Annotated in this window: 13 protein-coding genes and 1 other RNA gene; 6 read left to right on the forward strand and 8 right to left on the reverse strand. The window is 63.9% G+C overall.

Annotated features, from left to right (window positions below; translation table 11 throughout):
- Both PF446_RS12040 and PF446_RS12045 read left to right on the forward strand, forming a co-directional pair.
- Nucleotides 1-327 (forward strand): CocE/NonD family hydrolase C-terminal non-catalytic domain-containing protein (locus PF446_RS12040; protein ID WP_298071916.1); only part of this gene is annotated, 327 nt, incomplete at its 5' end.
- A gap of 80 nt (nucleotides 328-407) precedes the next feature.
- A complete protein-coding gene (locus PF446_RS12045; protein ID WP_298071918.1) occupies nucleotides 408-581 on the forward strand; it encodes a hypothetical protein in 174 nt (57 codons plus the stop codon).
- Nucleotides 582-948: 367 nt separating this feature from the next.
- On the opposite strand, the gene metK is transcribed toward PF446_RS12045, so the two are convergent.
- Nucleotides 949-2,193: a methionine adenosyltransferase gene (gene metK / locus PF446_RS12050; protein ID WP_298071920.1), complete on the reverse strand. Its 1,245-nt coding sequence runs from the start codon at nucleotides 2,191-2,193 to the stop codon at nucleotides 949-951.
- Between the two features lie 547 nt (nucleotides 2,194-2,740).
- Complete coding sequence (locus PF446_RS12055) at nucleotides 2,741-3,838, reverse strand: transporter substrate-binding domain-containing protein (RefSeq protein ID WP_298071922.1); 1,098 nt, start codon at nucleotides 3,836-3,838, stop codon at nucleotides 2,741-2,743.
- Nucleotides 3,839-4,103: 265 nt separating this feature from the next.
- On the opposite strand from PF446_RS12055, the gene PF446_RS12060 reads away from it, so the two are divergent.
- Nucleotides 4,104-5,480 carry a hypothetical protein gene (locus tag PF446_RS12060; protein WP_298071925.1) on the forward strand — a complete coding sequence of 459 codons (1,377 nt, stop codon included), beginning with the start codon at nucleotides 4,104-4,106 and terminating at the stop codon, nucleotides 5,478-5,480.
- Here the strand turns inward: PF446_RS12060 and dusB are convergent.
- The 3 genes from dusB to PF446_RS12075 form a co-directional block, all read right to left on the reverse strand.
- On the reverse strand, nucleotides 5,446-6,429 hold the full coding sequence (gene dusB / locus PF446_RS12065) for a tRNA dihydrouridine synthase DusB (protein ID WP_298071927.1): 984 nt from the start codon (nucleotides 6,427-6,429) through the stop codon (nucleotides 5,446-5,448). The two genes, PF446_RS12060 and dusB, sit on opposite strands and share 35 nt — an antisense overlap.
- Before the next feature lie 348 nt (nucleotides 6,430-6,777).
- Nucleotides 6,778-7,743, reverse strand: coding sequence for a ribokinase (locus tag PF446_RS12070; RefSeq protein WP_298071928.1), 966 nt, complete (start codon nucleotides 7,741-7,743; stop codon nucleotides 6,778-6,780).
- 6 nt (nucleotides 7,744-7,749) lie between these two features.
- Nucleotides 7,750-9,027, reverse strand: a complete 1,278-nt coding sequence (locus PF446_RS12075) for a nucleoside permease (RefSeq protein WP_298071930.1) — start codon at nucleotides 9,025-9,027, stop codon at nucleotides 7,750-7,752.
- 367 nt (nucleotides 9,028-9,394) lie between these two features.
- Here PF446_RS12075 and PF446_RS12080 point away from each other — a divergent pair, with 367 nt between their 5' ends.
- Nucleotides 9,395-9,763, forward strand: a complete 369-nt coding sequence (locus PF446_RS12080) for a cytochrome c (RefSeq protein WP_298071932.1) — start codon at nucleotides 9,395-9,397, stop codon at nucleotides 9,761-9,763.
- 42 nt (nucleotides 9,764-9,805) lie between these two features.
- Here the strand turns inward: PF446_RS12080 and PF446_RS12085 are convergent, their stop codons facing one another.
- Genes PF446_RS12085 through PF446_RS12095 form a run of 3 tightly spaced genes read right to left on the reverse strand, consistent with a single transcriptional unit; the run spans nucleotide 9,806 to nucleotide 13,468 of the window.
- Nucleotides 9,806-11,206 (reverse strand): FAD-linked oxidase C-terminal domain-containing protein, encoded by a 1,401-nt coding sequence (locus PF446_RS12085; RefSeq protein WP_298071934.1) that lies wholly within the window; start codon nucleotides 11,204-11,206, stop codon nucleotides 9,806-9,808.
- 1 nt (nucleotide 11,207) lies between these two features.
- Complete coding sequence (locus PF446_RS12090; RefSeq protein WP_298071937.1) at nucleotides 11,208-11,567, reverse strand: YraN family protein; 360 nt, start codon at nucleotides 11,565-11,567, stop codon at nucleotides 11,208-11,210.
- Nucleotides 11,567-13,468, reverse strand: a complete 1,902-nt coding sequence (locus PF446_RS12095; protein WP_298071939.1) for a penicillin-binding protein activator — start codon at nucleotides 13,466-13,468, stop codon at nucleotides 11,567-11,569. Before PF446_RS12095 ends, PF446_RS12090 begins: the two co-directional genes overlap by 1 nt.
- Before the next feature lie 48 nt (nucleotides 13,469-13,516).
- Between PF446_RS12095 and rsmI the strand changes: the two genes are divergently transcribed.
- Entirely contained in the window at nucleotides 13,517-14,371 is an 855-nt protein-coding gene (gene rsmI / locus PF446_RS12100) for a 16S rRNA (cytidine(1402)-2'-O)-methyltransferase (RefSeq protein WP_298071941.1), read from the forward strand.
- A 352-nt stretch (nucleotides 14,372-14,723) separates the two neighbouring features.
- An RNA gene (gene rnpB / locus PF446_RS12105) (RNase P RNA component class A) lies at nucleotides 14,724-15,026 on the forward strand; the annotation flags it as partial.

Below are 15,026 nucleotides of genomic sequence, written 5' to 3' on the forward strand. Positions count from 1 at the left end.
ATGAGCGGTTACCAGCTGGCCGTGGCCATGGACATCTTCCGGGGCCGATTCCGCAAGAGCCTTGCGCATCCATCGGCCCTTACGCCCAACAAGCCGCTGGTCTACCGCTTCGCCTTGCCTGCGGCCGACCACGTGTTCCTTCCGGGGCACCGCATCATGGTGCAGATCCAGTCCAGCTGGTTTCCGCTGTACGACCGCAATCCGCAGACCTTCGTCAAGAATATCTTCAAGGCCAAGCCTTCGGACTACGTCAAAGCCGTACAGCGCATTTACCATACGCCGGCGCACGCCACGTATATCGGCTTGCCCATCGCAAAGACCCGGTAACTGTCCATGGGGGGCGTGTTTGAACCTGGTCCGGCAATCGGGCCAGGTTCATTCGTTCTACCGGGGCAGGATCGGTCCCCGTGATTGCAATCGACACGCAGCATGAAATCCTCTTGAGCACGGATTTGATGCTCCCGACAGCGTCGATGACCGATGCCGCGCTCGCGCTTGATGGCGCGGCTGAATCGGATGTGTTTCGTCCTGGCCAATCATTGCGAAGGATGTCCCTTGATCAGGAATCAGCGGAGAAGTAACTCCGTATCCCCTTGCCACACTCGCCATAACGCCTGCAGGTGCTCCGGGACCACGACCATGGCCTGGACGCGAGAGCCGGTGCCTTGCCCTGACACCATGCGTGACTTCGCGCGTGACTTCGATGCCGTGAACCTGCAGATTCGGGTTTCGTCGGGCCAGATTGACCATCAATCAATGGGTGCCACACGCGGTGTTGGATCAGCGCAAGTGCATGGATGTCTTTCTTCCACGGGTGATTGTAGGGCTTCCTTCGTTCGCCCAACCTGCGTGGTGGCGGCATGCTTCCATAGTCCATTGAATACATGAAAAAAAACGGGCTGCACGAAGCAGCCCGTTTATCGATTTCCTGTGCCTTGGAGCGAGTCGTTACTTGAGCTTCGCCGCCTTGCGCAGCTCCTCCGCACGGTCCGTCTTCTCCCACGGGAACGCCTCGAACGGTCCCACCTTGTGCTTGACCTTGCGGCCTTTATCCAGGGTTTCGTAGTGGTAGCTGGCCTTGGCCACCGGCTTGCGGCCGAAGTGCCCGTTGCTGGCGGTACGCTGATACATGGGATGGATCAGGTCGAGCATCTTGAGAATGCCGAAAGGCCGCAGGTCGAAATGGTCCTCGATGATGGCCTCGATCTTTTCGTCGTCAATCTTGCCGGTACCGAAGGTGGTGACCGAGATGGAGGTCGGGCGGGCCACGCCGATGGCGTAGCTGACCTGCACCTCGCACTTGTCGGCGATGCCGGCGGCGACGATGTTCTTGGCCACGTAGCGCGCGGCGTAGGCAGCCGAGCGGTCGACCTTGGACGGATCCTTGCCGGAGAACGCGCCGCCACCGTGGCGGGCCATGCCACCGTAGGTGTCGACGATGATCTTGCGGCCGGTCAGGCCGCAGTCGCCCACTGGACCGCCGATGATGAACTGGCCGGTCGGGTTGATGTGGATCTTGGACTTGGGCAGCGCTTCCAGCCAGGCTTTCGGCAGCACCGGCTTGAGGATGTGCTCGTGCACGCCCTCGAGGATGTCCTTGTGCTTGATGCCCGGATCATGCTGCGTGGACAGCACCACGGCGTCGATGCCGGCGATTTTTCCGTCGTCGTAGCGCAGGGTGACCTGACTCTTGGCGTCCGGGCGCAGCCACGCAAGCGGGCTGTTCTTCTGCTTGCGGATCCTTGCCTGCTGCTCGACCAGGCGATGCGCGTAGTAGATCGGCGCGGGCATCAGCTCGCGGGTCTCGTTGCAGGCATAGCCGAACATCAGGCCCTGGTCACCAGCGCCCTGCTCCTCGGGTTTCTTGCGATCCACGCCGCGGTTGATGTCCGGCGACTGCTTGCCGATCAGGTTCATCACGCCGCAGGTGGCGCCGTCAAAACCGACATCGGAGGAGTTGTAGCCGATGTCCACGATGACCCTGCGGGTCAGATCCTCGATATCGACCCAGGCGTTGGTGGTGATTTCGCCGGAGACAATGGCCACGCCGGTCTTGACCATGGTCTCGCAGGCCACGCGGGCGCGCGGGTCCTGGGCCAGGATGGCATCCAGTACGGCATCGGAGATCTGGTCGGCAATCTTGTCCGGATGGCCTTCGGAGACCGATTCGGAGGTGAAAAGGTAGCTGCTCATCGAGGACTATATCCTTCCTTGCGGATAGAAAGATGAAAGAAGTTGGCCATGATACACCGGGCCTTCCGGCTTTGCATCTGCCGGTCGAGCGAGCGCAGAGCCGTAGCCCGGATAAGCGCAGCTCATCCGGGGGGGAGGTGTCGATCGCCGCACGAACACAGAGTCGTAGCCCGGATAAGCGAAGCGCATCCGGGGGGAGGTGTCGATCGCCGCACGAGCACAGAGTCGTAGCCCGGATAAGCGAAGCGCATCCGGGGGGAGGTGACCATCGCCGCACGAGCACAGAGCCGTAGCCCGGATAAGCGCAGCGCATCCGGGGGGAGGTGACCATCGCCGCACGAGCACAGAGTCGTAGCCCGGATAAGCGCAGCGCATCCGGGAGTGGTGTCGATCGCCGCACGAGCGCAGAGCCGTAGCCCGGATAAGCGCAGCGCATCCGGGGGATGTGTCGATCGCCGCACGAGTGCAGAGCCGTAGCCCGGATAAGCGCAGCGCATCCGCGAGTGGTGACCATCGCCGCACGGGCGCAGGTGTGCAGTGCACACCTTCAGTCATTGCCAAAGTACTTTTTCAGGCGCTGGGGCCAGTCAGGGGCGTTGATGCGCTGGAGCAATGAGGTATCCAGCTGCTCGCGCAACGGACTGCCATTGGGCAGGGCGAAGGCGTAGTCCTGGCGTTCCAGGCGCAACGGCAGCACGCGCAGGCCGCTGTAGTTGCGGTGGATCTGCCAGCGCAGCAGCGGGGCGTCGTAGACTACGGCGTCTGCCTTGCCATCGGCCAGCATGCTCAACGCCTCGTGCAGCGAATCGGCATGCACGTAGTTGTCGTGGTTGCGTTCGAGCCAGTTGCCGCTGGTGCTGCCGGCGATGCTGACCACGCGCACGTGGCCCAGATCGTCAGCGGTGGTGATGCGGTTGCTGAGCTGGCCCACGGTCAGCGCGCTGGTGATGGAGGCCGTGAAGAACGACACCACGATCAGCGCCGCCAGCATCCACACCATGCCCAGGATGCGACCGGGCACGCTGCGTGGGGCGAGGTCGCCGTAGCCGACCGTGGTCATCGTGACCATGGCCCACCAGAAGCCGGAAAAGATGCCCTCGGTCTTGCTGCCGCCGAACTGCTCCGGATTGCGTTTGCGTTCCAGCGCCCACACCAGCAGGCCCACCACCAGCAGCAGCAGGACCAGCGTGCCGATGACGCTGAGGAATGCCGGCGAGATCAGCGCCTGCGCCACGGCCAGCCAGCCGGAGCCACCTTCGTTGCGCACCGCCACGCCCAGGCCTGAGCTGGTGATCGGGTGCGCGAAGTCCATGCGTTTCTCGCGCTCGGCGGTGGCGGTGATGGCACCCAGGGCCACGTCCACCTTGCCGTGCTGTACGGCGTTGAGCAGATTGTCGAGGTCGTAGGCCTTGTAGGTGTAGTGCCATCCATGATCGGCGGCGGCTTCCTGCCACAGGTCGATGGACAGACCGCGGTAGTGATCGCCGTCGGCGATCACGAACGGCGGTGCAACCTTGACCCCGACCACCAGCGGCCGGGACGAGGTTGCGCTGGACGAAGCCGTGGCGGGTGCGGTCGCGTGAGCGGCACTGCATCCAAGCAGGGCGAGGGGGAGCAGGATCGTGCGCAGTATTCGCTGGATCATCCGGGGTTCCCTGGGTTGTCGGCGGGCGAGGTGGTGCGTCGTGCTCGAGCCAGCTTAGCGCGTCGGGAGGCGCGCTTCAGGCAGAGGCTGCACATGGGCTCAGGCTTGATGGTGTAGCCAGGTGCGCTCATCACCCGAGTCATGATGGACAGGATCGGGTGTTACGAAAGATCATCATGAAAGGGTCATGATGGGTCCATCTTTTGGACTGAACGGGACTGCATGCTGCAACGGTCCCGGATTGGCATGGAATGGAGAACCAAGAATGATCTGGCGTTTTTGCGTGACGGGCCTCTTACTGCTCGCTTCCAGCGCGCTCCATGCTGCCGGGATGGATTGCAAGGCATCCCGCGATGCGGTTCAGAAAATGATATGCACGCACTTGGAACTGCGCAGGCTTGATCACGAAATGTCGGTGCAGCTGGCGCGTGAACGGCATGTTTACGGTGTCGATGCTGAAATCTTGCGGCGTGACCAGGCCTTGTGGCACAGGGGATTTCTGGACCGGGCATGGTCCTTTCTTTCCGATCCAGGGAGGAGTGCGTATGCCCCGCAGGCAATCGGCAGGATGTATCAAAACCGAATCGATTTTCTTGCAGGGCTGAATGCGGTAGCGACGTCCAGGTTCGGGGATTCGGTCGCACATGCATTGGTGGCCGAAGTCCAATCATTGCCCGCGAACGGTGAGGATGTCGTCACGGCGCTGCGTAAACAAGCCGGCCCGTTCGATTGGCCCATATGGCGTGTATTGAGCGGAAAGTCGGCGTTTATCGCGGCACTGCCCACGAAGTCATCGGCTGACATCAACCATGTCCTGCGGGATTTGGGTCTTTTGTGGAGTCCCGGGGCACCTGTGAACTTTGCCCGTCTCCCGCATGCCGGGTTTGTCGTGGCCGACACGGTCGAAGGCACCATGGACTGCCAGAACTGGACCATGTTCTTATTGGGAGAGGACGCAGTGCTGCATCCCGTTCCAGTCCCGGAGGTGTTTAGGGATACGTGCTGGAACAGGCATGGGTCCATCGCACGGCTTGCCCAGCGCGTCGTGGCGATTTCGGAAACGAACGCAATACTCGATACAGCAACAGATCTTGAATTGCAGGTCTGGGGCGGTTCGCGGTGGGGCCGACCGACGGCCATCCGGGTGCGATACGACTACAAGTTGATCGTGGATTTCTTCTCCTGTGACGCCAAATCGCTCTGCGCAAAGGTACGTAGCCAGGCGCTGCGTGACGCGATGCGTTACGACGCACGTCCATTGCCCGCAAGCTTGACCGGCGGCATCCTGCGGACCACCCAGCAGCGGGCCCGCTATCGGCGCATGCGCAGGTTGGCCCGGCATGCCAAGTCAGTCCGCCGCTTGCCCGAGCTTGCCGGCCTGTCCTACGCAAGTCTGGATGGCTACGGATCGGAGGCGACCTATTTCCCGATGTTGATCGAGGGCAAGCTGCTCTTGGGCCGCATCGGCCACGGGCATATCGGGTGGCGGGAGGGCGACAACTGGCTGGTCGGGTTGTGGAAACTCGATGGCGGCCACCTTGTTCCACTGGCGGGTGTCGTGGTGGTCCGCAAGCGTACCCGGATGACGCTGATATCGAGAATTCGCGTCAAGCCGCCAGGGCGTCACAGGCCAGGCGTGTGAAATAGTCCCGGGTCAGACGCAGCTGCTCGGTCGCGCGCTCGGCGTGGTTGACCACAGAGCGGAAGGCAGCGTTTTGCGGGCGGTCCTTGGCGTACCAGCCCAGGTGCTTGCGCGCGATGCGCACGCCCATGGGTTCACCATAGAAGGCGTACAGGTGTTCGAGGTGCTGGCACAGGATCGCGCAGACTTCGTTGGGGCCGGGTTCGGGCAGCGTCTCCCCGGTGGCCAGGTAGTGTGCGATCTCGCGGAAGATCCACGGCCGGCCCTGCGCTCCGCGGCCGATCATCAGCGCGTCGGCGCCGGTAACCTCAAGCACGTGGCTGGCGCGTTCGGGCGAGGTGACATCGCCATTGGCGAACACCGGGATGCAGACCGACTGCTTGACCGCGGCGATGGTCGCGTATTCGGCTTCGCCCTGGTACTTGTCGGCGCGGGTGCGCCCATGTACTGCCAGCGCGGCGATGCCGGCATCCTCGGCGATGCGTGCAATGACCAGCGCATTCTTGTGCTCGCGATCCCAGCCAGTGCGGATCTTCAAGGTCACCGGCACGTCCACGGCCTCCACCACGGCCTGGCAGATGCGCGCGACCAGCGGCTCGTCCTGCAGCAGCGCCGAGCCGGACCACACGTTGCACACCTTCTTCGCCGGACAGCCCATGTTGATGTCGATGATCTGTGCGCCGTGGTCAACGTTGAAGCGTGCGGCTTCGGCCAGCATCCGCGGATCGTAGCCGGCGATCTGCACCGCGACGGGCTCCGGTTCGCCGGTATGGTCCATGCGCAGGCGTGATTTGGAGGTGTGCCACAGGCGCGGATCGGCGGTGGTCATCTCGGACACGGCCAAGCCTGCGCCCATGCGCTTGCACAGCAGCCGGAAGGGCTTGTCGGTGACCCCGGCCATCGGGGCCAGCACCACCGGCGGGTCGATTGTGAACGGACCGATACGCATGGGACGCATAGTGTACCGGTCCGCCCGCCCGAGGTCGCGCCGGGCTGCAGTGCGCGCGGCGAAAAGGTGTGCACAGGCATGCGGACTGTCCGGGGAGGTGCATGAAGGCCGGGTCGATTCGCGCGGATCCCAGAACACACGGCAAGGCCCACCTGTGCCGGAGAGGGCGGGGCGTGAACAGCCGGTAGAAGCAAGCCCTGGAGAGTTCGCCACGTCTTGAGCTTTCCTGCCGCATCCCGTCTCCTGCGCTTCTGAAAGCGGGGCCTGCACCACTTCACCACCTTCTGCGCAGGCCTGTCCTGGACGATCAACGGCCCCTGCCGGCAGGCGCCGGAGCTTGCCGGCGGTTTATCCGAAGCGCGCAGTCACTTCGACGTGGTGCGGCATGGCGTGGGTGGTGCCGCGGCGCTCCGTGGACAGCGCCGCGACACGGCCGGCATGGCGCACGGCTGCGGTGAACGGACTGTCGGCAAAAAGCACCAGGCCAGCGGCGAGGGAGCCGCAGAATGCATCGCCGGCACCGCTGGTGTCGATGCTGTGGACGGTTTCGGCCTGCATGCGGTAGGTCGCTTCACGGTCGCCCCGGCGTGCTTGGCCATGCGAGACCAGGGCACCGTGCCGTCCCAGGGTGATCACCACGGTTCCGCGGCACAGGCGGCGCGCCAGGGCATGCAGTGTGGCGTTGTCCAGCTGCACCACGCGTTCGGCCTCGATGGGCTCCTCGAGGCATCGCTGGCAAAGCTGCGCGAACTCGCTTTCGTTGGGCAACAGCACGTCGACCAGCTCAAGCACGGCGGGATCGAGATCCGGATGCACCGGGGCCGGGTTCAGCAGGCAGGTCAGGCCGTGTTCGTGGCCCAGCTTCAGCGCAGCGTGTATGGCGCTGGCGTTGTTTTCCATTTGCGTCAGCAGCACTTTCGCGCCAGTAAACACATCGACGTTCAGGTGCAGGAAATCCGGGTCCAGCCGTTCATTGGCCGCAAGGTCGACAATGATCTGGTTCTGCCCCTGGTCGTCGACCAGGATCGCGGCGGTGCCGGTGGGCACGTCTTCGAGCAGCAGCCAGCGGTCGGCCAGTCCCTCGGCCCGAGCTTGGCGCTCCGCGTCCAGCCCCGATGCATCGTGTCCGTGTGCGCCGAGAAAGGCGGTGCCGACCTGCTGACGCGCGCAGGCCACGGCCTGATTGAAACCCTTGCCGCCGGGTCCGGTGGAAAAACCCGATCCGCGTCGTGTTTCGCCGGCCTGCGGAAAGCGGTCCACACGCCACGCATGGTCCTGGTTGTAGCTGCCGACGACGACGACTTCCTGCTGCATGTGGTTTCAGGCCTGTTGCGGCAAGGATGCGGGATCGGCACGCATACGCTGACGTTTGAACAGCGGCATGAACAGGATCGCCATGACCAGGGCATAGCCGGCAAAGGCCAACCAGATACCGTGCCAGTTCTTGCAGATGGACACGGTTTCGTTGCAGGCGTGGTTGGTGAACAAGTGATCGATCGTGAATCCGGCAATCAGGCTGCCGAGTACCGCACCCACGCCATTGGTCATGAACATGAAAAGCCCCTGCGCGCTGGCGCGGATGCGCGGGTCGGCCTCACTTTCCACGAACAGCGATCCGGAGATGTTGAAGAAGTCGAAGGCCATGCCGTAGATGATGCACGAGAGCACGATCATCCACAGGCCGCCAGCCGGGTTGCCGAACGCAAACAGGCCAAAGCGCAACACCCAGGCCAGCATGCTCATGGTCATCACTGCCTTGATGCCGAAGCGCTTGAGGAAAAACGGAATAGTCAGGATGAATGCGGTTTCTGAGAACTGCGAGATGGAAATGATGATCGCCGAATACTTGACAGGCAGCAGGTTGGCGTAGGCCGGGATCTTGGCGAAGTCCTTGAGGAAAGTGTCGCCATAGGCGTTGGTCAGCTGCAGCGCTGCGCCAAGCAGCATGGCAAAGATGAAGAACACCGCCATGTTGCGGTTCTTGAACAGCACGAATGAAGTCAGCCCCAGGCGATCTGCCAGCGAGCGGCTGTCCTCGGCATTGAGTTTGGGCCGGCACGGCGGCAGCGTGAACGCATACAGCCCCAGCAACAGCGAGGCCGCCGCAGCGACGCGGAATTGCGCCGGCGAAGACTCGAAGCCCATCAGGCTGACCGTCCATGTGGCGGCGATGAAGCCGATGGTGCCCCACACCCGGATCGGCGGAAATGCCGAAACCACGTCCTGACCGTCGTTCTTCAGTGCGTTGTAGGCGACCGCGATGGAGAGCGAAATGGTGGGCATGTAAAAAGCCATGTTGAGCAACATGACCCAGAACATCCACTTGGGCTCGTGCACCAGCGGCACCCAGAACAGCACAATCGCGCCGAGGATCTGCAGTACCCCGTACAGGCGCTCGGCGTTGATCCATTTGTCGGCGATGATGCCGGCGATGGAGGGCATGAACAGCGAAGCGATGCCCATGGTCGAGAAGATCGCACCAAAGCTGGTACCCGACCAGTGGCGGGTGTGGAACCACCAGGTGCCGATGGTCAACAGCCATGCACCCCAGATGTAGAACTGCAGGAAGTTCATGACGGTCAGGCGCAGTTTCAGCATGTGGCGTTCCCCGTGCGCGGCCACGGGAATGCCCCAGGCCATCAAGCCAAGGCAGAGTAGAGGAACAGCGCGTCGACCGGCAAGCTGTCGAGGCACGTCAGGATCCCGGCCCATCTCCATGCCACGCGTTCGCGCAGGCGCGCAAATCGCTCAGATATCGGCCTTTCCTGCAGGGGCGAAAAAACTGTCAGCCTGCGCGGATGCTTTTGGGACACCCGCTGCAAGATGTGGCATTAGGACGCAGTTGTTGAATCTGCCGGACTGTTTTGATCTGGGTCAATTGGGGCCGGGGGGACCTTGCGTACGCTTCTCCCATCGGCTCCGCACAGTCCGCGCGGATGCCACTGGAAGATCCTGGAGTCTCATCATGAAACGCTCACACTGGATGACGGTACTGCTGCTCGGGCTCATGCTGCCCGCCGTACAGAGTGCCTGGTCCGCAGATGTGGTCCCTGCCAACAGCGTCGCCAAGGGTTCGGCAGTGTTCCATCAGACCTGCATTTCCTGCCATGGTGCCAACGGCAAGGGGATGCTGCCCGGGATGCCCGACTTCAATAACCCGCATGGCGTACTGACCCTGCCGGAAACGGTACTGGAACAGCGCATCACAAACGGCTACCACGGGGGCAATCCGCCTCCGCCCATCGCGATGCCGCCGAAGGGTGGCAACTCGAGCCTGACGCAGACCGACATCAAGAATGTGATTGCCTACCTTCGCACGACTTTCCAGCACTGATCCTTTGGAGTTTCCCCTGCCGGGAAGTCGTCACCATCCCCTCTATTCAGTGACGCGCTTCCCGGCATTTTCACAAGGCAGGAGCTTGCCCGGATTGAGAATGCCGTCCGGGTCGAAGACCTGCTTGATGCCATGCATCAGGTCCAGTGTGTGGCTGCCCAACGCCAGCGGCATGAAGTCCCGCTTGGCCAGGCCGATGCCATGTTCGCCCGACAACGTACCCTCGAGGGCGACGACCTGCTCGAACAGTTCGCGCAAGCAGGCCTCGGAGCGGTCCAGTTCGGCCTCGTCGCGTGGCAGCAGGTTCACATGCAGGTTGCCGTTGCCTGCGTGACCGAAGCTGACGATCGGCAACCTGTGCCTGATCGCCAGTTTTTCAATGGCAGTCACCAGTTCCGGCAGTCGGCTGACCGGCACCACTACGTCCTCGTTGATTTTGTGCACGGACAGTGTCCGCTGGGCCGGTGACAGTGCCTTGCGCGCAGCCCATAGCGATCTTGCTTCCCGTGCATCGGCCGCAGCCCGCAGCTCCAGCAGGCCGTCTCCGCGTGCTGCCCACAATACGGCAGCCACAGCAGCGTTGATGGCGTCGGGCTCGCCGTCGACCTCCAGCATCAGCATTGCCCCGGCTTCGGGCACGTCGTCGCCGGCATGACTGCGTGCCAGCTTGAGCGCAGTGGCATCCATGAATTCCACCGCGCAGGGCGTGACCGGCTGTGCCATGACGCGCGCCACCGCACGCGCGGCGGCTTCGACATTGGCGTACGTGGCGCGCAGGGTTCGCAACGCCGTGGGCTTGGGCACCAGCTTCAGGGTGGCCTCTGTGATCAGGGCCAGGGTGCCCTCCGAGCCGATCAGCAGGCGAGTGAGGTCGTAACCCGTGGAGCCCTTGCTGGTCCGGGTTCCGCATCGGAAATCCTCGCCGCTGCCGGCTACGGCCCTCAGGCCCAGGGTGTTTTCGCGCGGACTGCCATATTTGACCGTACGCGGGCCGCCCGCATTGCAGGCCAGGTTGCCACCTACGCTGCACCAGGGTGCCGAGGTCGGATCCGGCGGCCAGAAGAAACCATGCGCTGCCAGGGCGGTCTGAAGATCGCCGTTGATCACGCCCGGCTCTACCACCGCAAGGCGGTTATCCGGGTCGATCCGCAGGATGCGATTCATGCGTTCGAAGCTGGCCACGACCCCGCCGGCTACCGGCACCGTGGCGCCGGTGGTGTTGCTGCCGCGTCCGCGCGCGACCAGCGGCACGCAGTGCGCGCGGCACAGCCGGACCAGTGCCACGGCCATCTCGTGAGTGGTCACCTGGACCACCGCCTCAGGCAGGGCATGGCGGCGCGAGTTGTCGTAGCCATAGGCCAGGCGTTCGGCCTTGCCCAGGTACACGGATTCGGGATCGAACATGTCGCGCAAGGCGTCAAGGAAGGCTACGGTCAGCGTCATCTCAGGAGTGAGCGTCGAAGGCAGCGCGCTGCCAGTCCACGGAGGCTTCTTCGGGTGGACCCTCGAACGCGATCACGTCGAAACGGCAAGCCCGGCTGGCGTGCGCTGGATGGGCGGCGAGGTAGCCTTCCGCAGCGCGTGTCAGTCGCTCGCGCTTGCGCGCGGTGACCGACATGGCTGCGCCACCGTGGCTGCGGCTTCGCCGATAACGCACTTCCACGAAGACCAGTGTGGCACCGTCGCGCATGATCAGGTCCAGCTCGCCGAAGCGGGTGCGAAAGTTTCGCTCCAACAGTGTCAGGCCAGCGCGCTCAAGGTGTGCCAGGGCGCGGTCCTCGAAGACGTCGCCGGTACCGCCCATCAGTGGCCTTGCACAGCCGCTGGCGTGCCTGCTCCGGCGCTCGAGGCGGCGGCAGCCGGTTGCGTCGGTTGCATGGGCTGGTCGATGGGCGCGCTCAGGTCCAGGCTGCCCGAGACCGGGCGGGCGAGACCGTTTTTGAAGGTGGCCCAGGTCAGGTTGCGCTGGATGCGGCCGAAGTCGTCCTCGACCAACTGGCCGGTCGCTCCGGGTACATAGCTTCCCGGGTGCGTGCGCAGCCAGTCGAGATAGGGCGCCAGCGTCCATGCGTCCATGCCGAAGGCGAACAGCCGGGCTCCGGAACCGCTGGTGCGAGGCAACAGATTGGCGATGGCGTTGCGTGAGGGCAGGCCCGGCTGGGTGTCGAACAGCCACGGGATGTCACAGAAGGTCACGCCATCGAGATCGCGGTCACTGTCGGGATTATCGTAGCCGTCATAGACATGCGAGGTGGCGAACACCGGCTGCTTGAGCTGCGCCAGACGCAACTGGGGCAGCACCATGCGTGCCTGCGGAGGCCGCATGCTGATGAAGATGCCGCTGCCAGCCTGCTGGGCGGCAAGACCCTTGACGTATTTCGCGGCGGCCTTCTTGTCGGTGTCGATGTTCTTGGGCGGAGGGGCAGGTGCGATGGTGCTGATCTGGGCGGCATAGTTGATCACCGACGGATCGAGGGTCAGGTTGCCGATGATCTGGCCGCCGCCGGCCGTGAAGTGGCGTATGAACGCCTGACTTGCGCGCTGGGCGAAATCTTCGCTCGACACCACCACGTCGGCGCGGGTCAGTCCCTGTGCCAGCATACGCTGGGCCGCCTCGGCGCCTTCGGTTTCCGGCATCAGGCCAAATTCGTTGACGTTGGGGGGCGGTACGGTATTGATGTCCGGATGGTTCAAGGCCAGCACCGGCACCGGCAGGGAGGCCTGCGTGATCACGGCGCGCACGTCCTCTCGGGTCAGCGGACCGATGACCAGTTTGGCGCCAGCTGCGACCGCCTGCTGGTAGGCGGCGATAGCCTGCTGCGGGGTGCCGCCGCTGTCATATACCTTTACCGGCGGACGCTGTCCCTCACCGGCATGGTCGTTGAAATAGGAGGCGAAGAAACCTTCGCGGATCAGCCGCGTCGCGTTGCCCAGCGAACCGGTCATCGGCAGCAGCAGGGCTACGGAACCAGGGTTCTGCCAACCCTGGCCCTGGGCCTGGCCCGGCATCAGGGTGCCCACGGGCTGGTTGGCCGGGGGCATGTCCAGCGCCACGGCGACACCCAACTGGCCCAGCGCACGCTGGATCCATGTTTGCATCGGGCTGTCGGCGGCCAGCGTGCTGCGGCGCTGCTTGAGATCATTCACGCCCAGCTGGCCCAGCAATTGCACGATTTCACGCTCATTCTGGGCCTTGTCCATGCCTTGCAGCTGGTCGTCCATCTGCTGGCGGGTCATGGCCGCGGGATAGTACATGCCACTGGCGGCCTGGGCCTGTGCGCGCAACTCGAGCGTGCGCTGCTGAATATTGGGCGAAAGCGCGTCCACCGATCCCGAGGTCAGCGCCAGGGCTCGCGCATAGTCACCCTTGTTGAGCGAGATCTGGGCCTGCAGCAGGTCGACGATGTGCTGGTCATGCGGTGAGAGGTTGCTGCGGTTGATTTGCGCCAGCACCTGGGTCACCTGGTTCAGGTTTCCTTCCTCGCGCCAGGTCTCGGCGGCACGCAGACGGTAGTAGTCGCGCGACTGTGGATGCTGCGCGGCCAGCTGCATGTAGGCCTGGGCGGCCTGGTCGAACTGGCCCTGTTGGGCGAGCGCGGCAGCATGTGTCGATGCCTTGTTCTGTGGTGAAGCCGGACCGCTGACCGTGGCACAGCCAGCGAGCGTCATCAGGGCAAGCAGGCCCAGAGCACGGATCATGCGCATGCGCGTTCCTTGAACATCATTGCGAAGCGATTTGCGCGATGATAGCCGATGATTCCCGAATCCGTCCCGAACATGCATCATCCGTCTGCCACCCTGTTCATTGTCGCAACGCCCATTGGCAATCGAGATGACATCACCCTGCGCGCGATCCAGGTATTGCAGGATGTCACGCGAATTGCCGCCGAGGACACCCGTCACAGTCGCCCGTTGCTAACCCATCTGGGTATCGACACGCCGCTTACAGCCCTGCACGAACACAATGAGGACGCGGTGGTGGATGGCCTTGTGCGGCAACTGCAGCAGGGGGATGACATCGCGTTGATTTCCGATGCCGGAACACCCCTGATCAGCGATCCCGGCTACCGTCTGGTTCGAGCGGCCCGCGCGGCGGGTATCCGCGTGGTGCCCTTGCCGGGACCTTGCGCCGCCATCGCGGCGCTTTCGGTTGGCGGTCTGCCCAGCGATCGTTTCGTGTTCGAGGGCTTTTTGCCGGCCAAAGCCAGTGCGCGACGCGCACGCCTGGCCGAACTGGCTGGCGAGACGCGCACCATGATCTTCTATGAATCACCGCGCCGCGTGGCGGCGACGCTGGATGCGATGCGCGAGTCGTTCGGCGACCAGCGCGAGGCGGTGCTGGCGCGTGAGCTGACCAAAATGTTCGAGACCGTGCTTGATCGGCCGCTGGTGGAACTGGCCCGGCGTGTTGCCGCGGATCCAGACCAGCAGCGCGGCGAGTGCGTGCTCCTGGTGGCCGGAAGCGCCGATCCTGCCGAGGCGCGACTGAGCGAGGGCCGTCGCCTGTTCGCCCTGCTCAGCGCGGAGCTGCCCCCTTCTCGAGCCGCGAAGTTGGCAGCATCGATCAGCGGGGCGCCGAGGAAGGCGCTGTATGAGGACCGGGGATAGCATTGGCCGTGGCGTTTTCCCAGGTCATGCATGGGTCACTGTGCCCATCCTGACGGCTTTCGTGCAGATGCACAGGGTCGCTCGTTGCCGGGCACCACCCCAACGAGCACATAGGGGAATTCGCGCCATGGGGGGGTTCGAGTTCGTCCATGCTGTCCTGGGTTTTTTCCCAGTGGCGCAAAGGGCTGGGTCGGGCAGGGTTTTCACAGCGCAGCATCGGTGCGGAAGGACTCCCTTTGGGGCGCGCATTTGAGTACTGCGCGTGCGCTTCACGTGTCTTCGAAGCACGGGTCCGGTTTGTACACTGCAGCTTGCGGCCCCGGTTCCTCGCACATCAGCTAAACTGCATGTTGGAGTCGGCCGGGCAGTCGCGTCGCGCCTTGTGCGCGTCGAGGAAAGTCCGGGCTCCGCAGGGCAGGGTGCCAGGTAACGCCTGGGCAGCGCGAGCTGACGGCCAGTGCAACAGAGAGCAGACCGCCGATGGCCCCGCGAGGGGATCAGGCAAGGGTGAAACGGTGCGGTAAGAGCGCACCGCGCGCGGGGACAACGCCGCGTGGCACGGTAAACCCCACCCGGAGCAAGACCGAATAGGGGAACGATAACGCGGCCCGCGTTGTTCCCGGGTAGGTTGCTTGAGCCGCACGGTGACGTGCGG

The organism is Oleiagrimonas sp., from assembly GCF_027858935.1.
Classification (GTDB): domain Bacteria; phylum Pseudomonadota; class Gammaproteobacteria; order Xanthomonadales; family Rhodanobacteraceae; genus Oleiagrimonas.